At 49.9% G+C, this 18,363-nt stretch carries 24 protein-coding genes; 20 read left to right on the plus strand and 4 right to left on the minus strand.

Annotation, left to right across the window (positions count from 1 at the left end):
- Window positions 1-7: 7 nt before the first annotated feature.
- The 16 genes from BMW55_RS15650 (at window position 8) to BMW55_RS15725 (ending at window position 10,554) form a co-directional block, all read left to right on the plus strand.
- Entirely contained in the window at window positions 8-322 is a 315-nt protein-coding gene (locus BMW55_RS15650; protein ID WP_089971542.1) for a KOW domain-containing RNA-binding protein, read from the plus strand.
- Window positions 323-326: 4 nt separating this feature from the next.
- Window positions 327-545, plus strand: a complete 219-nt coding sequence (infA, locus tag BMW55_RS15655; protein ID WP_089971545.1) for a translation initiation factor IF-1 — start codon at window positions 327-329, stop codon at window positions 543-545.
- A 72-nt stretch (window positions 546-617) separates the two neighbouring features.
- Window positions 618-731, plus strand: a complete 114-nt coding sequence (gene rpmJ / locus BMW55_RS15660; RefSeq protein WP_022738894.1) for a 50S ribosomal protein L36 — start codon at window positions 618-620, stop codon at window positions 729-731.
- A gap of 17 nt (window positions 732-748) precedes the next feature.
- Window positions 749-1,117: a 30S ribosomal protein S13 gene (gene rpsM, locus BMW55_RS15665; protein WP_089971548.1), complete on the plus strand. Its 369-nt coding sequence runs from the start codon at window positions 749-751 to the stop codon at window positions 1,115-1,117.
- 3 nt (window positions 1,118-1,120) lie between these two features.
- Entirely contained in the window at window positions 1,121-1,534 is a 414-nt protein-coding gene (gene rpsK, locus BMW55_RS15670; RefSeq protein ID WP_089971551.1) for a 30S ribosomal protein S11, read from the plus strand.
- Between the two features lie 149 nt (window positions 1,535-1,683).
- Window positions 1,684-2,628, plus strand: a complete 945-nt coding sequence (locus BMW55_RS15675) for a DNA-directed RNA polymerase subunit alpha (protein WP_089971553.1) — start codon at window positions 1,684-1,686, stop codon at window positions 2,626-2,628.
- Between the two features lie 25 nt (window positions 2,629-2,653).
- Complete coding sequence (gene rplQ, locus BMW55_RS15680) at window positions 2,654-3,046, plus strand: 50S ribosomal protein L17 (protein WP_089971556.1); 393 nt, start codon at window positions 2,654-2,656, stop codon at window positions 3,044-3,046.
- 77 nt (window positions 3,047-3,123) lie between these two features.
- The gene (locus BMW55_RS15685) at window positions 3,124-3,972 is read left to right on the plus strand and encodes an energy-coupling factor transporter ATPase (protein WP_089971559.1); all 849 of its coding nucleotides are present in this window, start codon (window positions 3,124-3,126) and stop codon (window positions 3,970-3,972) included.
- Complete coding sequence (locus BMW55_RS15690) at window positions 3,948-4,805, plus strand: energy-coupling factor transporter ATPase (RefSeq protein ID WP_089971563.1); 858 nt, start codon at window positions 3,948-3,950, stop codon at window positions 4,803-4,805. Before BMW55_RS15685 ends, BMW55_RS15690 begins: the two co-directional genes overlap by 25 nt.
- Window positions 4,802-5,584, plus strand: coding sequence for an energy-coupling factor transporter transmembrane component T family protein (locus tag BMW55_RS15695; protein ID WP_089971566.1), 783 nt, complete (start codon window positions 4,802-4,804; stop codon window positions 5,582-5,584). The genes BMW55_RS15690 and BMW55_RS15695 overlap by 4 nt, the downstream gene beginning before the upstream one ends.
- A 9-nt stretch (window positions 5,585-5,593) precedes the next feature.
- The gene (gene truA, locus BMW55_RS15700; protein WP_089971569.1) at window positions 5,594-6,343 is read left to right on the plus strand and encodes a tRNA pseudouridine(38-40) synthase TruA; all 750 of its coding nucleotides are present in this window, start codon (window positions 5,594-5,596) and stop codon (window positions 6,341-6,343) included.
- Window positions 6,344-7,166: 823 nt separating this feature from the next.
- Complete coding sequence (gene rplM / locus BMW55_RS15705; protein WP_089971571.1) at window positions 7,167-7,604, plus strand: 50S ribosomal protein L13; 438 nt, start codon at window positions 7,167-7,169, stop codon at window positions 7,602-7,604.
- 19 nt (window positions 7,605-7,623) lie between these two features.
- Window positions 7,624-8,016, plus strand: a complete 393-nt coding sequence (gene rpsI, locus BMW55_RS15710; RefSeq protein ID WP_089971575.1) for a 30S ribosomal protein S9 — start codon at window positions 7,624-7,626, stop codon at window positions 8,014-8,016.
- Window positions 8,017-8,113: 97 nt separating this feature from the next.
- Entirely contained in the window at window positions 8,114-8,557 is a 444-nt protein-coding gene (locus BMW55_RS15715) for a hypothetical protein (RefSeq protein WP_089971578.1), read from the plus strand.
- 110 nt (window positions 8,558-8,667) lie between these two features.
- Window positions 8,668-9,417, plus strand: coding sequence for an N-acetylmuramoyl-L-alanine amidase CwlD (gene cwlD / locus BMW55_RS15720; RefSeq protein WP_089971582.1), 750 nt, complete (start codon window positions 8,668-8,670; stop codon window positions 9,415-9,417).
- Window positions 9,418-9,468: 51 nt separating this feature from the next.
- Entirely contained in the window at window positions 9,469-10,554 is a 1,086-nt protein-coding gene (locus BMW55_RS15725) for an Mrp/NBP35 family ATP-binding protein (protein WP_089971584.1), read from the plus strand.
- Between the two features lie 49 nt (window positions 10,555-10,603).
- Here the strand turns inward: BMW55_RS15725 and BMW55_RS15730 are convergent, their stop codons facing one another.
- Window positions 10,604-11,572, minus strand: a complete 969-nt coding sequence (locus BMW55_RS15730) for a PIG-L deacetylase family protein (protein ID WP_089971587.1) — start codon at window positions 11,570-11,572, stop codon at window positions 10,604-10,606.
- A gap of 295 nt (window positions 11,573-11,867) precedes the next feature.
- A complete protein-coding gene (locus tag BMW55_RS15735) occupies window positions 11,868-12,731 on the minus strand; it encodes a PIG-L family deacetylase (RefSeq protein ID WP_089971590.1) in 864 nt (287 codons plus the stop codon).
- A gap of 164 nt (window positions 12,732-12,895) precedes the next feature.
- On the opposite strand from BMW55_RS15735, the gene BMW55_RS15740 reads away from it, so the two are divergent.
- Entirely contained in the window at window positions 12,896-14,596 is a 1,701-nt protein-coding gene (locus BMW55_RS15740; RefSeq protein WP_089971593.1) for a cell wall-binding repeat-containing protein, read from the plus strand.
- Window positions 14,597-14,652: 56 nt separating this feature from the next.
- On the opposite strand, the gene gerD is transcribed toward BMW55_RS15740, so the two are convergent.
- Entirely contained in the window at window positions 14,653-15,294 is a 642-nt protein-coding gene (gerD, locus tag BMW55_RS19060) for a spore germination lipoprotein GerD (protein ID WP_139179519.1), read from the minus strand.
- Between the two features lie 135 nt (window positions 15,295-15,429).
- On the opposite strand from gerD, the gene BMW55_RS15745 reads away from it, so the two are divergent.
- On the plus strand, window positions 15,430-16,023 hold the full coding sequence (locus BMW55_RS15745) for a KinB-signaling pathway activation protein (RefSeq protein WP_089971596.1): 594 nt from the start codon (window positions 15,430-15,432) through the stop codon (window positions 16,021-16,023).
- A 95-nt stretch (window positions 16,024-16,118) separates the two neighbouring features.
- On the opposite strand, the gene pdaB is transcribed toward BMW55_RS15745, so the two are convergent.
- Window positions 16,119-16,883, minus strand: a complete 765-nt coding sequence (gene pdaB, locus BMW55_RS15750) for a polysaccharide deacetylase family sporulation protein PdaB (RefSeq protein WP_089971599.1) — start codon at window positions 16,881-16,883, stop codon at window positions 16,119-16,121.
- 120 nt (window positions 16,884-17,003) lie between these two features.
- Here pdaB and BMW55_RS15755 point away from each other — a divergent pair, with 120 nt between their 5' ends.
- Window positions 17,004-17,624: a stage II sporulation protein M gene (locus BMW55_RS15755; RefSeq protein ID WP_089971602.1), complete on the plus strand. Its 621-nt coding sequence runs from the start codon at window positions 17,004-17,006 to the stop codon at window positions 17,622-17,624.
- A 13-nt stretch (window positions 17,625-17,637) separates the two neighbouring features.
- Window positions 17,638-18,069 (plus strand): OsmC family protein, encoded by a 432-nt coding sequence (locus BMW55_RS15760; RefSeq protein WP_089971605.1) that lies wholly within the window; start codon window positions 17,638-17,640, stop codon window positions 18,067-18,069.
- Window positions 18,070-18,363 lie beyond the last annotated feature (294 nt).

Here is an 18,363-nt window from a genome sequence, read left to right on the forward strand (position 1 = left end):
AAGGGTGATGGACGTGACGGATGTTGACAGTCGACCCCGTCTAGGGCAAATTGTTCGTATTCTCCGCGGACGAGACGCCGGAAAATATGCGATTGTCATCGGCTTGGAAGAACCCCATTTTGTTTGGTTGGCTGACGGGGACCAGCGCAAGTTTGACCGTCCAAAAAAGAAAAACGTGAAGCATATCCAGATGACCAATGTGATTTCGGAAGAAGTAGCTGACGTTGTAGAGAATTTCGGTCGTGTGAATAATGCCAAGTTGCGATACGCCCTGAACCAGTACCTGCTCCAGTGCGGAAAGCTTGAGCAGAAAGGAGAGTGAGTCGATGGCCAAAGAAGATGTGATCGAGGTGGAAGGGATTGTCAGAGAACCCCTGCCGAATGCAATGTTCAGAGTAGAGTTGGAAAATGGTCATGAGGTGCTCGCCCATGTATCCGGAAAAATCCGTATGCACTTTATCCGGATTTTGCCGGGCGACAAAGTGACTGTTCAGCTCTCACCATACGACTTGACCCGTGGACGGATCACTTATCGTTATAAGTAAGGGATGGGGTGACTCTCATCGCTTACCCGTCTGACCGATCAGGGTCTGCGAAAGAGACAGGAGGTAACCGAAATGAAAGTTAGACCGTCGGTGAAGCCCATTTGCGAGAAGTGCAAAGTGATTCGTCGCAAAGGGGCGGTTATGGTAATTTGTGAAAATCCTAAGCATAAACAAAAACAAGGTTAAGGACGGGAGGTGTCCGTATGGCACGGATCGAAGGTGTTGACCTGCCACGTGAAAAGCGGATCGAGGTCGCTCTCACCTACATCTATGGAATTGGTCGTTCTCAATCCAAAAAAATCTTGGAAGCTACCGGGATCAACCCGGATACCCGGGTTCGTGACCTGACTGAAGATGAAGTATCCAAACTGCGCAGCTACATCGATAAAAACCTTGTTGTTGAAGGTGATTTGCGCCGGGAAGTGGCTCTCAACATCAAGCGTTTGATTGAGATCGGTTCTTTTCGTGGAATTCGCCATCGCCGCGGCTTGCCGGTTCGTGGTCAACGTACCAAAACCAATGCCCGCACCCGCAAAGGACCGCGTCGTACTGTTGCGAACAAGAAAAAATAATGAATGCAAGGAGGGAAAACAGTGGCTAAACGTACAACGACTCAGCGCGTAAAACGTCGTGCCAAAAAGAACGTTGAGCACGGTGTGGTACACATTCGCTCCACTTTTAACAACACCATCATTACGATTACCGACCCGCGCGGAAACGCGGTTGCTTGGGCCAGCGCCGGTACCATGGGCTTTAAAGGAAGCCGCAAAAGCACTCCGTTCGCCGCGCAGATGGCAGCAGAACAAGCAGCCAAAACCGCGATGGAAAACGGCATGAAAACCGTTGAGGTACTGGTTAAAGGACCTGGTGCCGGTCGTGAAGCAGCGATCCGTTCTCTGCAAGCGGCAGGTTTGGAAGTCAACTTGATCAAAGATGTTACACCGATCCCGCACAATGGTTGCCGCCCGCCGAAACGTCGTCGTGTTTAATGACCGTTTTTTGGTTTATCTTGGTTGAAGTTTGTGTATACTGGATAGGACTGGTCCGTCTGGACCCAATCCATGTTGCACAACGAAGGATCACCAGTTGGTGAGTAATGCCCGGAACGCGACGTTCTGAAGGAGGGTTTGTGAGCCGTATGATTGAAATCGAAAAGCCGAAGATCGAAGCTGTGGAGATCAGCGAAGATCATCGATACGGAAAATTTGTGGTAGAACCCTTGGAGCGCGGATACGGCACTACCCTGGGCAACTCTCTGCGCCGTATCCTGTTGTCCTCTTTGCCAGGTGCGGCCGTTACAACCATCCAGATTGATGGGGTATTGCATGAGTTTTCCACGATTCCTGGTGTAGTGGAGGATACAACTGAAATTATCCTCAATTTGAAGCAGCTGGCGCTGAAAATCCATTCGGATGAAGAAAAGATCCTGGAGATCGACGTGGAAGGTGCCGGTGAGGTGAAAGCCGCAGACATCCGCGCCGACAGTGATGTTGAAATCCTGAACCCGGATCTTCACATCGCCACATTAGCCGAAGGATCTCACCTTCGCATCCGGATGACAGCGAATCGTGGCCGCGGATATGTATCCGCTGAAAGAAACAAACGCCCGGACCAACCGATCGGTGTCATTCCCATCGACTCGATCTACACCCCGATTGAGCGGGTTAACTACCATGTCGAAAACACGCGTGTTGGACAAGTTACCAACTACGATAAACTCACATTAGAAGTGTGGTCGAACGGAAGTCTGATGCCGGATGAGGCTGTGAGCTTGGGCGCCAAGATTTTGAATGAGCATCTGATGCTGTTCGTCGGGCTGACCGAAGAGGCCAAAGATGCTGAAATCATGGTGGAAAAAGAAGAGGACAAGAAAGAGAAAGTGATGGAGATGACCATCGAAGAATTGGATCTCTCCGTCCGCTCTTATAACTGTCTGAAGCGCGCCGGTATCAACACGGTTCAAGAGCTCACGCAAAAGTCCGAAGAAGATATGATGAAAGTTCGTAACTTAGGGCGTAAATCACTGGAAGAAGTGCAGGAAAAGCTGGCTGAGCTCGGGCTTTCCCTGCGCAAAGATGATTGATTTTCGGGTAGAGGAGGGAAATCAGATGGCATATCAAAAATTAGGGCGTGACAGTGCCGCGCGTAAAGCGATGTTTCGTGATCTCGTAACCGACCTCATCATCAACGAGCGGATCGAAACCACCGAAGCAAAGGCTAAAGAGGTGCGTTCGATCGCTGAGAAGCTGATCACTCTCGGCAAACGCGGCGATCTGCACGCACGCCGTCAAGCTGCCGCTTATGTACGTACCACTCGTTCCAACACCGTGAAAGACGGAGAAGAAGTAACGCACAACAAACATGTGGATGCTGTCAAAAAGTTGTTCGATGAAATCGCTCCCCGTTACCAGGAACGCAACGGCGGTTATACGCGCATTCTGAAACTGGGCCCGCGCCGCGGTGACGGAGCACCGATGGTTTATTTGGAATTGGTAAAGTAAGCATATCTGTCTGTTGAAAGGGTGAGGGCAGGATCCGACCGGTCCTGACGTTTACCCTTTTTTCTTTTAAAGGGATGATGAATCCGGTGATTCAGGTTAAGGGAGTATGGTTTCACTACCAGCCTGAGGAAGCTCCCAGAAAAGATTGGGCGCTCCAAGACATCAACCTTACCATCATGCCGGGTGAATACGTCAGTGTGATTGGCCCCAATGGTTCGGGAAAATCGACGCTGTCCCGCCTGCTCAACGGGCTTCTTCTTCCAGTGGAAGGAGAGGTGCGGGTAGGTGGTAGACTGACCGCAAATACGCAAGATTTGTGGTACATTCGCCAACAGGTAGGATTGGTATTCCAAAACCCGGATAACCAAATCGTTGCTCCAACCGTTCAGGACGATGTCGCCTTCGGCTTGGAGAACCTGGGGGTTTCCCGGGAGGAAATGAAAGAGCGCATTCGGGATGCTCTGGAAGCAGTGGGGCTTGCCGGAATGGAGCAGAGAGAACCGCATCATCTGTCAGGGGGACAAAAACAGCGCCTTGCGATTGCCGGCATCCTCGCGATGCAGCCAAAGGTGATCGTATTCGACGAGGCGACTTCCATGCTGGATCCCCAGGGAAGAAAAGACGTGCTCGGCATCATACGACAGCTCAATGAAAAAGGCACAACCGTGATTCATATCACCCATTCGGCAAACGAAGCTTTTTTAGCTAAACGAGTCATCGTGATGGCGGAGGGGCGCATTCAGTTGGATCTGCCTGCTGACGAGCTGTATCCAATAGCGCTGATACTGGAAAAATGGGGGCTGGACGTACCTCTCGCGGTCCGGCTTCATCACCGGCTGCTCGGGCACGGATGGCATCTGCGGGAGAGAATCACAAGCCTGGAAGATCTGGTGACCGATCTATGGAGATTCTTATCGAAGGACTAAGTTATGTCTACATGCCTGATACTCCCTTCAGCCGGCAGGCGCTCAACGATGTCAGCCTGCGGATTCCAAGCGGGACGTTCGCTGCGATTCTTGGACCCACGGGATCAGGAAAATCAACATTGATTCAATTGATCGGGGGACTCATCCGCCCGACAGCCGGTAAAATCCAAGTAGGCCCTCATGCTGTTCACCACAACTCCAAAAGCGGTTCGTCACTCCGGAAACATGTCGGAGTGGTATTCCAATACCCTGAACATCAGTTGTTTGCGGAAACCGTAGGGAGAGACATTGCCTTCGGCCCAAAAAACCAGGGCTTGACGCAAGGGGAGATTGATGAAAGAGTTCGTTTGGCCATGCAGTGGGTGGGACTCTCTCCGGAGTTGGCTGAGCGCTCCCCGTTTCAGTTGAGTGGCGGCCAGATGAGGCGTGTTGCCATTGCGGGCGTGCTGGCGATGCAACCGGATGTCCTGGTGCTGGACGAACCTACGGCCGGTCTGGATTCGCGGTCCGGCCGAGAGTTACTGGAGACGATTTACCAACTCCAACGTGAGCGCCGTTTTACCGTGATCTTAGTTACCCACGATATGGATGAAGCGGCCCGATACGCGGATTTTCTTTATATCTTATCCGATGGACGGTGTGCAGAGTCCGGACCGCCGGCTCAAGTTTTCTCCCAGCCGGAAAAGTTACGGGAGTATAAGCTGGATCTCCCTGAGATTTCCAAATTGGTGCTGCGGTTAAACGAACGATTGAATCCCCCGCTTCCTTTGACCATTTTCCGTTTGGAAGAGCTGGAAAGGGAGCTGCTCACGCGGAAGGGGGAATTCGGATGATCGGACAGTACATTCCCGGTCATTCTCCGCTTCACCAAATGGACCCGCGGGCAAAGCTTTTATTTGTCTTTGCTTATATGTTTGCCGTGTTCCTCGCCAATAATCCGGCAACTTATGGATTATTGGTGCTATTTACCGGGATTGGAATCTATTTTTCGCGTATCTCCCTTTCTGTTTTTTACAGGTCGATGAAGCCTGTTTTCATCTTGATTCTCCTTACCTCTCTTCTTCACCTTTGGATGACCAGAGGAGGAGAGGCGCTCTTTTCATTTTCATTTCTCACCATCTATGAAGAAGGGGTTCGTCAAGCGATTTACATCTCCATTCGTTTTTTCCTGTTGATGGCAGCAGCATCACTCCTCACCTTTACTACATCGCCGATCGATCTGACAGACGGTATGGAGAGTTTGTTAAAGCCCTTTGAACGGCTGGGAGTGCCGGCGCATGAGTTGGCTTTGATGATGTCGATCGCTCTCCGGTTCATTCCCACCTTGTGGGAGGAAACAGAGAAGATCAAAAAGGCCCAGATGGCCCGGGGAGCCGATTTTGAGAGCGGACATGTTTTCAAGAGGGTGAAAAGCTATATACCTGTTTTGATCCCTCTCTTTATTTCGGCGTTTCGCCGTGCGGAGGATTTGGCGCTGGCAATGGAATCCCGCTGTTACCGGGGAGGAAAGGGGCGGACAAAATGGAGGGAGCTTCATTACTCGCATCTGGATGTCGTCTTGCTCCTCCTCTTCGTGATCTTGCTGACAGCCCTGTGGCTCTTAAGAAAGTAGGAGTTTCAGATGAAAAAGATTCAAATGGTCATCGCTTATGACGGGACCGATTTTTCCGGATTTCAGCGCCAGCCCGGACAGCGCACTATTCAGGGAACATTGGAAGAAGCACTCTATAGACTGACAGGAGAAGAAATTGAAATTCACGGATCGGGACGAACAGACGCAGGCGTGCATGCCCTGGGCCAAGTTTGCCATTTTACTACAGCCAGCCCCATCCCTGCGGAAAAATATCCGTATATCCTACGGCGCATGTTGCCGAAAGATCTCATTGTCATCTCGGCTGCTGAAACGGATGATTCTTTTCATGCGCGGAAGAGCGCTTATTGGAAGACGTATCGCTACCAGATTGATACCCGGCCTGTTCCCGATCTTTTTACTCGCCGCTTCCGGACTCATTTGCCTTTTCCCGTTGACCCGGATGCGATGCAGGCAGCCGGAAAGCTGCTTGAAGGGACTCATGATTTTACCTCTTTCTGTTCGGCGAAAACGGTGGTCACCGACCGGGTGCGAACGATCTACCGATGCCGGGTGAAAGAGGTGGCGGGCGGGATCGATATCGAGTTGACGGGAAACGGGTTTTTGTACAATATGGTCCGGATCATTGCCGGCACTCTGTATGAGGTCGGCCGGCACGAGCGATCGGCGGAGGAGATCCCCGCGATCCTGGCCGCACGTGACCGAACGCTCGCGGGCCCCACTTTTCCGCCGGAAGGCTTGATTCTTGTGGAAGTGGGATATTCACCGTGGGAGAGCTAACGGTTGTGGCAGCTTGTCTGAGCGCTCAATGAAAGCCCGCCCCGGAAGAATTACAGAAACACTTTAAACAGCATTCGTTAACGAAAACGATCATGATTACTGAGCACAATCCGGGAATGAGAGTGGATCTTTTTAAAGGGCCGCTCCGAAAACTTTTTTACGACTCCGTTCCGATGCGGTGGCAGAGTCGCTCGTCGCAAAAAAGTTTTCTCTGCTGGTGGTATTTATGAAGATTGATAAAGAATACAGGCCATGATACCTTACCATAACTTTGGATGACAGCCCGCTGCGGAATTTGTTTTCCTCCTCCGCTCATTCGTGTCGATCTTGTACAGAAAACAATCTGACTAGTTGATACTGCCTAGAAATGAAATGCAAAATCGTGTAGGGAGGCCGTGATTGGACGAAGTGCCTTTGAGACCGTACCCAGCGGAGGCCCCGAGCGGAGGGAGGAAGCGGGTAACGTATTTGAGCGACAGCGAGTTTGACCCGCGCCCGTAGCGAGAGGGCCGGAGTGGCCAGTTTTTAAATCCTGTCGGCCTCAAGAGCACGGAGACCAACACGGCCGACCGCCCCGGCAGCACAAACACAGAAACACTCTTACAACACAGCACACTTTCACAGAAAACGCCTCAACATTGCTCCGAAGCACGATTTTTCTTGACATCCGGCCGGTTATAAGGTATGATAACGCTTGGTATTTTCCACTGTAGCCCCGGTGGAAACAGTTCGGCGCAAAATCTATTCTTATTGGTTGTCTTCTGCTTCACAAAATCACTCAGAACAAAACGGGAACTCCGTTACTGATAGAGGAGGGAATACGATGCGTACCACATATATGGCCAAGCCGATGGAAGTGGAACGGAAATGGTATGTGGTCGATGCCAAGGGTAAAACATTGGGCCGTCTGGCATCTGAAGTTGCTACCATCTTGCGCGGAAAACATAAACCTCAATACACTCCGCATGTGGATACCGGTGACTTCGTGATCGTCATCAATGCATCTCAAGTAGAACTGACTGGTAAAAAACTGACGAAAAAAATCTACTATCGTCACTCCGGATACCCAGGTGGATTGAAAATGACCACGGCAGGTCAAATGCGTGCCACCCGCCCCGAGCGCATGATCGAACTCGCTGTTAAAGGCATGCTTCCGAAAAACAGCTTAGGTCGTCAACAGCTGAAAAAATTAAAAGTATACGCTGGTTCCGAACATCCTCATCAGGCTCAACAGCCGGTTGAGTGGAAACTGCGCGGTTAAGGAAAAGGAGGAGAGAGACGTGGCACAAGTTCAATTTTATGGAACCGGTCGCCGTAAGGAATCTGTCGCCCGGGTGCGCCTCGTTCCCGGAGATGGGCGCATCGTGATCAATGGTCGTAACATCGACGATTACTTTGGACTGGAAACCCTGAAAGCAATTGTTCGGCAGCCGCTCGTGTTGACAGATACGCTGGATCGTTATGATGTACTCGTCAATGTTCATGGCGGAGGTTATACCGGTCAAGCGGGCGCCATCCGTCACGGTATTGCCCGTGCCCTTTTGAAAGTGGATTCCGAACTTCGTCCAACCTTGAAAAAAGCAGGCTTTCTGACCCGTGACCCGCGGATGAAAGAACGTAAAAAATACGGACTCAAAGCAGCCCGCCGCGCACCGCAATTCTCCAAGCGCTAACCGGGATTGTCCAAAACCCCCTGTTATGGGGGTTTTTTCTTTTTCTTTTCGTCAACACTGAGACTATGTCAGTGTTGAATAAAGGAGCCGTTCACTTGTGGGGCAAATCATTGATCTGGAACTCATGCGGATCGTTCATCAGGAGAAAATCCGCACGAAGGCATTAAACCGGTTTCCCTGGGCCGATATGATGAAGACCACCCGTGAGCTGGTCGAGCCGATGACGCATTTTTGGTCTGAACAGAAACGGACCATTCTTTTGGAATTGGTCTACCGCACAGCGTATGAAGCATTTGTATGGGGAATTCTTGAAGCAAAAAGGGCGAGGGAACACCTCCGTGCTTCGAACGAAGAGCAGACGTTGGAAGACCTTTACCGTCGTCTTTATCAAGGAGACGGGGAGCGGTTGGTTTACCAGCTCATTCAAGAATTTTCGCTGTTTGGCTGGCTGGATGAATGGAGTTGTGAATCTGTTTTGATCTTGCTGGAGGATCTGGTGCGCAGATGGTTTGTCCGGGGAGCCCGGCAGAAATGGAGGTAAAGAGAGCCGGGGCCATGCATGGAGTTGTTCCGTGAGCAGATCGCCATTCATATTCTTCAGCCTCGTCCCATATACATTATCAACCAAGCATGTACAGTGAGGCGAAGGCTATGTTGAAACAACTTCATTGGTCTACCAGACAGGGAAAGATTTTTTGGCTTAGTTTTGGCTTTCTTTTTGGGTTGGCTACGCTCCCTCTCCTGAATCAAACATTTTTCGAAGATACGACCACCTCATGGACCTTGCCTTTAACCGGAAAATTTATCGTGATTGATCCCGGACATGGTGGCCCCGACGGAGGGGCGGTGAGCGAGCAGGGGCTGTTGGAGAAAGATGTAACCCTCAAAATTTCCCTTTACTTGCGGGACTACTTACAGGAAGCGGGCGCTTTTGTCATCATGACCAGGGAAAAAGACCGGGACCTTGCTGAGCCGGGAACCCAAAGGCTGAGCCGCCGCAAAACGGAAGACCTGTTGAAGCGGATTCATATTACCAAAGAAAAAAATGCCGATGCTCTCGTCAGCATTCATTTAAATTCTTTTCCTTCTTCCCGCTGGTCAGGGGCCCAGACGTTTTATAATCCCGTCCGCGAAGAAAATGAGAAGTTGGCAACCTTGATCCAAAAAGAATTGATTCGTCAGCTGGGCAACACCAACCGTCTTCCCAAACAAAAAGGGGATATCTATATTCTAAAAGCGTCGCCGGTCCCGACCGCCCTGGTGGAAGTAGGCTTTTTATCCAATCCCCAGGAAGCGGCTCTTCTTGCCAGTGAAAATTACCAAAAAAAGGTTGCTGCCTCGATTTACTATGGAATCATCGGCTTTTATTCGCAAAAGGAACCCCCGTCTCTGCATGACTGATATGATATAATCGATATGAAACTGATCCCGACATTGAGGTGTTCCCTTGAGATGATCACAAAAGAACAAGTAATGGAAGCGTTAAAGCATGTCAAAGATCCCGAGTTGAACAGAAGCCTCGTTGAACTGAATATGATTCGCAATATCCGGATCGAGAACAGCCGCGTTTCACTGGACGTGATTTTGACGATTCAGGGATGCCCCTTGAAGTTTAAGATTAAAGAAGATGTGGAACATGCGCTCAAGAATCTGGGCGCCGAACAGGTGGATATCAGCTTTGGCGCGATGACCGATGAAGAGCGTGCAGCCCTTTCGGCAAGTTTGCGCAAACAGGCACAGCCTCAACCCGGACAGGCGGTTCCTGCCATACTTGCCCAAGATTCGAAAACGGAGTTTATCGCCGTGGCCAGCGGAAAAGGCGGGGTGGGCAAATCGACCGTGACGGTGAACTTGGCCGTTTCCCTGGCCAGAGCAGGAAAAAAAGTAGGCCTAATTGACGCGGATATTTACGGCTTCAGCGTCCCGGACATGATGGGAATCGAACAACGGCCGGTCGTCATCGGCGAGACGATTTTGCCGGTGGAACGCTTCGGAGTCAAAGTAATGTCGATGGGCTTTTTCGTGGAAGACAATGCTCCGGTGGTTTGGCGCGGTCCCATGCTGGGTAAGATGCTGCGCAATTTCTTCACTGAAGTTCATTGGGGTGAGTTGGACTATATGCTGTTAGACTTGCCGCCGGGGACCGGTGACATGGCTCTGGATGTTCATCAGCTCATCCCGCAAAGCAAAGAGATTATCGTGACCACCCCTCATGCCACAGCCTCTTTTGTCGCTGCCCGGGCCGGCGCCATGGCCATCCGCACCAATCATGAAGTGCTGGGCGTCGTTGAAAATATGTCCTGGTACGAAAACAAAAACGGGGAAAAAGAATACGTCTTCGGCCGCGGCGGAGGGGAGAAACTGGCACAGGAGCTAAAAGTGGAGCTACTCGCTCAAATTCCCTTGGGAGCGCCCGTGAACAATCCCGACGATCCCGACTATTCGCCGTCTGTTTATCCCGAAGACCATCCGACGGGCCGGCTCTATCAGGAGTTGGCGGACAAAATCATCAAAAAGGTTCCCGTAATCGAACGGTAACCATCAAGAAAAGCATCGGCTTTTGTACGCCGATGCTTTTTTTTATGAATCACTCCGCTTTGACGGTAGCCACTTGTTTTTTCACAGGTTCCTGTTCTGTTGGCCGTTTTTCTTGAATAATTTTCGTATAAATTCTTCTCTCCATGCTGATAAACTGGGACGGAACGCTATGGTAACCGATCGCGTATTCGCCGTGCTCAGGGTTCCAGGTCATGTAAGCTTTGAGTGCCTTGCGGACTTTGGCCGCGTCTTCCTGATGCGTTAAGCGCATTTTATATCCGGGAAATTTCTTGTGGCTGAAGCGGTCTGTAAAGATCGAGGCAAAATGGGTTTCCGCTTGCTTTACTTTTCCCTCTCTCAGCAAATCATTTAATACGATGCCGCACATGGCGTGTTCCTTATGTGAATCGATCGGCGACATCGATTTAAATACCGCGTTGGGGAAATTTTTCACTTCCTGCAGGATGACCTGTCTGACCGTATCATAAGTGAAATGTTCGATCATGTTCAATCGCACTTGATTGCTCGGGATGCCCAGCGCTTCAGCGGCATGATAAAATTCACGCAGCCGGATCTCGGCAACATCCTCGATGGTCAGCCAACCGTGCAGATAATGTTCTTTTTGCGGATCATGATATCTTTTATGTAACCGGCAGTAGAAGGGTTTCGCCTTTTTGTGGGGATTTTTTTGGTCAAATTTCCCGTTCAGCACGGTGCGGGCGAAAGTCCCCCTCCCGTCGGACATGAGCACGAGATAAACTTTTTTTCCGCCTCGAATGTCATTCAGGATCGGGACCGAAAAGGTGAGCACTTCGTCATCTTGATGAGGGACAAGGTAGACAACCACATTTGAGCCATTATCAATCCAAGTGGGTTTAGGGGGTTGTTTTCGCTTTTTCTTCGTTTGGAGAGAATCTGCAACGGCCTGCCGGTCTGTATCTAAAAAGATTTGATAGGAGAGCACGCAGGCGGTGAGCAAGAGTGTCCCCGCTAAAATGAGCATAAGGAATTTTTTCATTTGCCACCTCTGATTGTGCTGTAAATGACCTGAGTGATATTATCCATGCGCTGTGAAATACCGGGGATTCGCTTGCAGCCTACCCGTTTCACGAAACGCGGTTTCAAACTGATCGAACAAAATTTATGTTTAAATGGAAATTCATGTTTTTTTGATATCGTTAAATAAGAGCAGATAAATTATAAATTCATGCACTTTTAGATGATATATGATGGATATTTTTCACGTCAATAACAAAGTGGTTAAATTTATTGAAATAAATAAAGGCAGGTGAACCCTGCCCGTTGGTAATCGATCAATATCGGCTGACTTTGGTATAAGTTTGGTTTAACATGCTGTCAAACTGGGCCGGTACACTGTGATATCCGATCGCATAATCTCCTGCCGGGGGATTCCATGTTTTATACACATTGAGTGCCTGGATCACCTTGGTGCGGTCCGTTGTATGAGTCGGGTAGATTTTATATCCCGGCACTATTTTGCCGCTGAAACGGTCCGTGTAGATGGAGATGAAATTGGTTTGCCGCTTTTTGATTTCTTTGCGTGCATACATGTCATCCAAAACCCGTCCGAGCATGGCGTGTTCCGAATGGCCGTCCAGCCGTGACATCGATTTAAACTCGGCATTGGGGAACAATCTTGCGTGGGTTCGGATAACGGCTTTCACCGCGTCATAAGTAAACTGGTCAAGCAGATGCACTTTGAGTCGGGCTTTCGGTACACCAAGCGCAATACCTGCCTTATAAAATTCATGGATACGGGCCTGGCCAAACTCGTAACGCGTTAACCAGTCCACATGATAGTTCTCCAGAATCGGATCATGGTATCGTTTGTGCCAATTGCAATATTTGGGCTCGCCGGCTTTATCCGAATCATGGGACTCTATATCATACTTCCCGTTTAATGTTTCCCTGGCCGAAGAACCTGCACCGGCAGACAGCAAAACCATGTATACTTTTTTTCCTGCCCGAATGTCATTCACGACAGGCACTGAAAAAGTGAGCGTTTCGTCATCCGCATGGGGAACCAGATAGACGACCACATTGGAACCCGAATCAACGGGCCGCAAAATGGCTGCATCCGAGTGTGCGACAGGGAGTAAACAGAGCAGCAAAGCGACAGACAGGCATAACAGGAATCCTTTTTTCGGTAAACTCATCTTTCACCTCGAAATAAAAGAGTTAATCATTTTTCTATCCTGTTTATTCGGATTTCTCGCGGGTTTTTTGTCAATGAAACAGAAAAAAATCCGGACAAAAAACAAGAATTCCGTACGAATATTCATGATGTAAGGATGCAAGCAAAAGGGAGGAATTTCGAGACGTGAAGAGTTGTAGATGGGCGGCGGGGATCTTAACCGTGGCATTGGTTGCATCCGTGAGCCTGATGGATCGGTCCGCCGCCGTTCATGCTGCGGGCGGGGAGAGCCTTGCCGATGAGTTGATCCAAGCGCGCAAGCACCAAATCATGCTCCGAATTGGGGAATTTGCGAAAAAGAAAAGAGAAGTGCTTAGAAACAGGACGATCAAGCAAGCCAACACATGGACAGCGGGCAGCGAAGCGACCGGGATGACGGAAGTCGTCTATTCGGGGAGTACTCCCAGCTACCGCATTCCTGAATACGTGTTTCGTCTCAGTCAACCGAGCACCGTTCATGTCACGGCAGAACACTCAACTACGCTGATGGATTATCTGATTGCAGGTGTCGATGCGAACGGGAACCTGGTTTACTATCAGGACGGGGACACGCTTCCGGCGGGAGAGTATTCTTTTATTGTGATTTCTGAAAGCAAAACACCTTTGAATTATCAGTATCGCCTGAGCGGGTTGCGTCTGGCCGCAGCACCTGATCAAACTCTGCCTGCGCTTACATTTGAAACGCCGGATCAATATGAACAGCGCCTGCCCCAAGGGACCCGTTCACTCACCTTGAAAGGCTCTACGGATGCCGATTTTGCCGAGTACAGCTTGAACGGCAGTGAATCCCAATCGCTGGAAAGGGATTTTTCCGTCTCTGTTCCGCTTCATGCGGGGTTCAACAGCCTCAAGGTGAACGCCTTTGAGTTTTCAGGCAATGCTGTTTATGACGATTTTACTTTGATTGTGCCGACACTGCAGAGAATTGGCGGTGCAGATCGCTATGAGGTGTCTGCCAATATCAGCAAAGAGCTGGGCATTGATTCGTCCACTGTTGTCATCGCCCGCGGGGACTTGTATGCCGATGCTCTGTCCGGGGTTCCGCTCGCCAGCATGAATCAGGCGCCGATTCTCCTTACCAAGACCGGATTTTTGCCCCCCTCAATCAAAGAGGAGATCCTTCGGCGAAATCCTGACCGGGCCATCATTTTAGGAGGGACCGGGGCGGTATCCGCCACTGTGGAAACAGAACTGAAGCAGATGGGAGTCAATCAGGTTGAGCGGATCGCCGGTGCTACCCGTTATGCCGTTTCAGCTGCCATTGCAGAACAAATGAAGAGTACAGCGGGGGATTTTATGTCTGATGTTGCTTTCATCGCGAGCGGAGAGAATTTCCCCGATGCTCTTGCCGCTTCCAGTGTGGCCGGACAAGCCTACATGCCGATTTTGCTGGTCAAACCCGGTTCCATCCCCCCGGATATCGAAAATTTCATCAAGAGCCATCCTGAGATAGGCAAATTCGTCATTGTCGGGGGAACAGGGGCCGTTTCCGATGCCGTAGCGAACAAAATCGCTTCCTATGGAAGAACAGTTGAACGCATCGGCGGAAGTACGCGTTATCAGACAGCCGTCAATATCGCCAATAAATTCCAACTCATTCCCAACACGCAAGTGTTTGCCCGCGGGGATGACTTTCCGGATGCTTTATCGGGCGGACCTTTCGCTGCACATCTGCAAGCGCCGATTTTGCTCACCCCTCCTGCCTCGTTGGAATCAAATGTCAAGGGCTATCTAACGCAAAACAGTCCGGATGTGGCATACATTTTAGGAAGTGAAGGGGCGGTTTCCAGAACGGTGGAAGAACAGATTTCCCAATATATCAGGTAACAGAAAAAGAGGCCGGGAGTTCCCGGTCTCTTTCCGCATTTTTTAAGGAAGCCGGCTTAAGCGGATCCTCCTGCGCCGCCTCCGCCTTCGCCGCCTCCACCGCCTCCTTCACCACCGCCTCCACCTTCACCGCCGCCCTGGCCGCCTTTCTTGCCGCCTTTCTTCTGGGCTTGTTCCATCAATTTCATCAGTTTTTCCTGGAAGGTGGGTATTTTCAAGGCTTCTTCCATGATTTTCATGACTTCTTTTCTGTGCTGTTGGCTTTTCATCAATTGAAGAAGGTGCATTGAGAATTGGGGGTCTTTCAGCAGATCCAGCATCATTTTCTGGAATTCCGGATCTTTCATCAGGTCTTTTACCAGTTGTTTTTGTTCTTTTGCGGTCGCCTTTGCCAAATTGGCCGCCACTTGGGGCTGTTGCAGGATTTTTTCCCACTCTTTTTTGGTTTTTTCGTCGGTAAATGATTTGGCCACCATTTGTTCGACATCCGAACCGCTAATGATCACTTTTTGTTTAAACTCTGGTTCGGCCATCAATTCCTGTAGCGCTTTTTTCCCCTCCGGCGTATGCAGTACATCCAAAGTCATTTCTTTAATTTTTTGGTAATCGGGCTGTTGCTCCTGAGTTTGCCCTTCGTTTGGACTGCATGAGATAAGAACAAGCATAATGACCAGTATAAACAGTGTTGAGCGACGCATGGGAAGTCCTCCGTTTCTCGCGCAAATGCTACTTTTAATATGGGAATTGTCGTCCCGTTTTATGCCTGACTGGTCAAAGAAGATCACCTTTTGATACAATCAGGAAAGTGAATGTTTATAGGAGATGCTTGAGCTATGACACTGAGGAAACTTTTCTTTTGGTTTTGGACGACGCTGGCCTTAGGGGCCCTATCGGCGGTATTGATCGGGGTGACTTTGAACATGGTCCTGGACCCGGATCCATTCGGTCCGGTGACACAGCTTTTGCTAAGCGGCTCAACGTTTGCCGCCGTTGCACAACTGGGCTTTTTTTCTTATCTCGTGTTTAACTGGCTTGCTAAGGGGCTGGTCAGGAGCAGATGGCTGTATGACTTCATTCAAATCATTCTGCTCTTTATCGTGATAGGCAATTTGGTTTATCTTCATGTCGTCAAGTTCGACGGCAGGATGTTGTGGATGCATTTATGGATTCCGTTGCTCATCGTGGCCGTGGGTGTCTTGGTTGCCTGGCTCAAGTTGAGACAGACCAATCCGAGCGCCTTTATCCCAACCCTGTTTTTCATGGTGACGGCAACCACGCTGGAAGCCATCCCGTCGATCAATGCCCGAGCCGGCGAGCTCCCCGTTGTGTTTATTTTCTTCACCATCATGATTTTGCTCGTCTGTAATGCCTGGCAAATTTTGCAGTTGCATCGCTGGGTAAAAAAGGAAAACAAAAAAGCCAGCTGACTGAAATCCAGTTCAGGCTGGCGACCCAAAACGAAACGAACCCTTTACCTGTGACGACCACAGCAAGGATAAAAGATCCCTGTCCCTCAGTCGGATCATTCAACGGGTTTCGTTTGTACTTCCGTGCCGGCGATCAGTTCAGATACGGTCACAAATTCATACCCTTTTTCCCTCAGCTTGTCGATGATGACCGGCAACGCTTCATGGGTTTGCTTGCAGGAATCGCTTGCGTGCATCAGGATGATGTCGCCGGGATGCGCTTTACTGACCACCCGTTGAATGATTTTATCCGTTCCCGGGTTCATCCAATCCTGCGAATCGGTATCCCATTGAATCGTCTTGTAGCCCATTTGGTCGGCGACCTGCAACACCCGTTTATCGAAGTCACCGTTGGGAAAACGGATTAACTTCGGCTTTTTCCCCGTGAGTTCGGTGAGGATTTGATCTGCTTTGCTGATCTGCGTACGGATCTGCTGCTCGTTATAAGTGCTGTAGTTATCATGGCGGTGACCGTGGCTGCCGATCTCAAAACCCATCTCAACAATTTCTTTTACCAAATCGGGGTGTGTTTCCGCCCAGGGAGAAGAAAGGAAGAAAGTCGCTTTTTTCACCCCTTTCTGCTCCAGCACATCCAAAATGGGCCTTGCCCGCTCTTCACCCCAGCTGATGTCAAAAGTGAGTGCCACCTGTTTTTTATCCGTGTTCACACTGTAAATGGCGGAAGGTCCCGAATCGAGGGGAAAGAATACCTGTATGTTTTTGTTTTCGGCATAAAAGATTCCGACGGCGAAAAGAAACGCCACGGCAATCATCAAGGCCCGTTTGATCCGTTTCCCTGAAAACACCCAAAAAAAGTTCATACCTTTACCCTCCATTGTTGTCGCATGAGCGACCAGATACCTGTCCCATACTAAATGTATGCGTAGGGACGAGGGTTATGATTGTCATTCTTTTGGAATGGAAAGAAAGGAGGAAAATAGATGCGGCGCTTGATGGAAAGCATCCGGGCGGAGCGAAAGTACATCGGAATTGCCACACTCATTTTTGTTGTCAGTGCCGTTTCCGGGTATGTGAATGCAGAACCCCTCCTTCAGTCACTGAAGCAGATGGGTGTCTTTGACCGTTTGGAAGGAGTTGTCAATTCGATCAAGGAAAACCCCACTTTTTTACATACACTTTCCACCCTGTTTTTCAATAACATCATCGCGTCTTTCTCCATGATCGGGATGGGATTGTTATTTGGATTGGTCCCGTTTATGTCCATGGTGAGCAATGGGATGTTACTGGGAGTCACCCTGATGACCGCGGCCAAAGAAACAGGGGCGAATCCCTTTGTGATCTTTGTGACCACGATATTGCCGCACGGCATCCTCGAGCTGCCCGGAGCCATTATTGCGGCTGCGTTCGGGATGCGGCTGGGTGCAGCGGCGGTTCGGCGGGTGATCTCACTGGTCGTTCCCAAATACATGGAGGCCAGCGTTCAAGAGTGGAAAGGAATTCGCTCCCGGCTGCCGGTCGTGTTGGCGGGCGTTGCCGTTTTGATCTTTGTGGCGGCCATTATTGAGACCAGTTTGATCCTGTACATGAAACCGCTTGGATAAAGGAGGCATGGGGATGAAAGTACAGATTCGTTGGAAAGGCAACATGCATTTTGCTTCGGAAACGCCGTCCGGGCATACGATGGATCTTGATGCGGCGCCGGAGGTGGGAGGGGAAAATGTGGGCCCCCGCCCGACCGAGGTGCTCCTCTCAGCAGTCGGAACATGTTCCGGGATTGACATTGTGGATATCTTGAGAAAGATGCGCCTGGAGGTAGAGTCTTTTTCAATGGAAGTAAGCGGAGATCGGGCAGAAGACCATCCCCGCCGGTTTACACGCGTCCATATGCATTACATCCTGACCGGGGACTTGCCGGAAGATAAAGTTCGGCGCGCGGTGCAGCTCTCAGTGGAGAAATACTGCTCCGTATCCAATTCATTAAATGCGGAAGTGACCAGCAGTTTTGAGATTAATGGACAAAGATATGAAATGAAGGAAAAGAGTTGAGGCAATCGTCTGCTCTGTGATATGAAAAGAAAATAGATTGACAGTGAAGAAAAAGCGTGCTATATTAAGTGGCGTCGCTTTTTCTTTATAAAAGATGCAGTTGAACGACGAATAAAAGTTAAAAAAAGTTGTTGACACGATTGAATGGATGTGTTAACATAACATTTGTCGCCGCGAGATGCAAGGCGGCGACGAAAAAAGAAGAAAGTGTTCCTTGAAAACTAAAGAGTGACACACGACCTGTTGATTCTTTTTGAGCAGTCAAACTTTGATGGAGAGTTTGATCCTGGCTCA

It is taken from the genome of Lihuaxuella thermophila (assembly GCF_900110165.1).
GTDB lineage: Bacteria > Bacillota > Bacilli > Thermoactinomycetales > Thermoactinomycetaceae > Lihuaxuella > Lihuaxuella thermophila.

What these genes read in the sequence shown, in the direction of transcription:
- BMW55_RS15685 (WP_089971559.1), top strand. Translation starts at nt 3,124, where the DNA reads ATGAATCCGGTGATTCAGGTTAAGGGAGTATGGTTTCACTACCAGCCT.
- rpmJ (WP_022738894.1), top strand. Translation starts at nt 618, where the DNA reads ATGAAAGTTAGACCGTCGGTGAAGCCCATTTGCGAGAAGTGCAAAGTG.
- BMW55_RS15735 (WP_089971590.1), bottom strand. Translation starts at nt 12,731, where the DNA reads ATGAGTTTACCGAAAAAAGGATTCCTGTTATGCCTGTCTGTCGCTTTG.
- rplM (WP_089971571.1), top strand. Translation starts at nt 7,167, where the DNA reads ATGCGTACCACATATATGGCCAAGCCGATGGAAGTGGAACGGAAATGG.
- BMW55_RS15675 (WP_089971553.1), top strand. Translation starts at nt 1,684, where the DNA reads ATGATTGAAATCGAAAAGCCGAAGATCGAAGCTGTGGAGATCAGCGAA.
- BMW55_RS15690 (WP_089971563.1), top strand. Translation starts at nt 3,948, where the DNA reads ATGGAGATTCTTATCGAAGGACTAAGTTATGTCTACATGCCTGATACT.
- infA (WP_089971545.1), top strand. Translation starts at nt 327, where the DNA reads ATGGCCAAAGAAGATGTGATCGAGGTGGAAGGGATTGTCAGAGAACCC.
- BMW55_RS15755 (WP_089971602.1), top strand. Translation starts at nt 17,004, where the DNA reads ATGCGGCGCTTGATGGAAAGCATCCGGGCGGAGCGAAAGTACATCGGA.
- BMW55_RS15760 (WP_089971605.1), top strand. Translation starts at nt 17,638, where the DNA reads ATGAAAGTACAGATTCGTTGGAAAGGCAACATGCATTTTGCTTCGGAA.
- truA (WP_089971569.1), top strand. Translation starts at nt 5,594, where the DNA reads ATGAAAAAGATTCAAATGGTCATCGCTTATGACGGGACCGATTTTTCC.
- BMW55_RS15695 (WP_089971566.1), top strand. Translation starts at nt 4,802, where the DNA reads ATGATCGGACAGTACATTCCCGGTCATTCTCCGCTTCACCAAATGGAC.
- gerD (WP_139179519.1), bottom strand. Translation starts at nt 15,294, where the DNA reads ATGCGTCGCTCAACACTGTTTATACTGGTCATTATGCTTGTTCTTATC.
- rpsK (WP_089971551.1), top strand. Translation starts at nt 1,121, where the DNA reads ATGCAAGGAGGGAAAACAGTGGCTAAACGTACAACGACTCAGCGCGTA.
- BMW55_RS15650 (WP_089971542.1), top strand. Translation starts at nt 8, where the DNA reads ATGGACGTGACGGATGTTGACAGTCGACCCCGTCTAGGGCAAATTGTT.
- rpsM (WP_089971548.1), top strand. Translation starts at nt 749, where the DNA reads ATGGCACGGATCGAAGGTGTTGACCTGCCACGTGAAAAGCGGATCGAG.
- cwlD (WP_089971582.1), top strand. Translation starts at nt 8,668, where the DNA reads ATGTTGAAACAACTTCATTGGTCTACCAGACAGGGAAAGATTTTTTGG.
- BMW55_RS15745 (WP_089971596.1), top strand. Translation starts at nt 15,430, where the DNA reads ATGACACTGAGGAAACTTTTCTTTTGGTTTTGGACGACGCTGGCCTTA.
- BMW55_RS15730 (WP_089971587.1), bottom strand. Translation starts at nt 11,572, where the DNA reads ATGAAAAAATTCCTTATGCTCATTTTAGCGGGGACACTCTTGCTCACC.
- BMW55_RS15725 (WP_089971584.1), top strand. Translation starts at nt 9,469, where the DNA reads ATGATCACAAAAGAACAAGTAATGGAAGCGTTAAAGCATGTCAAAGAT.
- pdaB (WP_089971599.1), bottom strand. Translation starts at nt 16,883, where the DNA reads ATGAACTTTTTTTGGGTGTTTTCAGGGAAACGGATCAAACGGGCCTTG.
- rplQ (WP_089971556.1), top strand. Translation starts at nt 2,654, where the DNA reads ATGGCATATCAAAAATTAGGGCGTGACAGTGCCGCGCGTAAAGCGATG.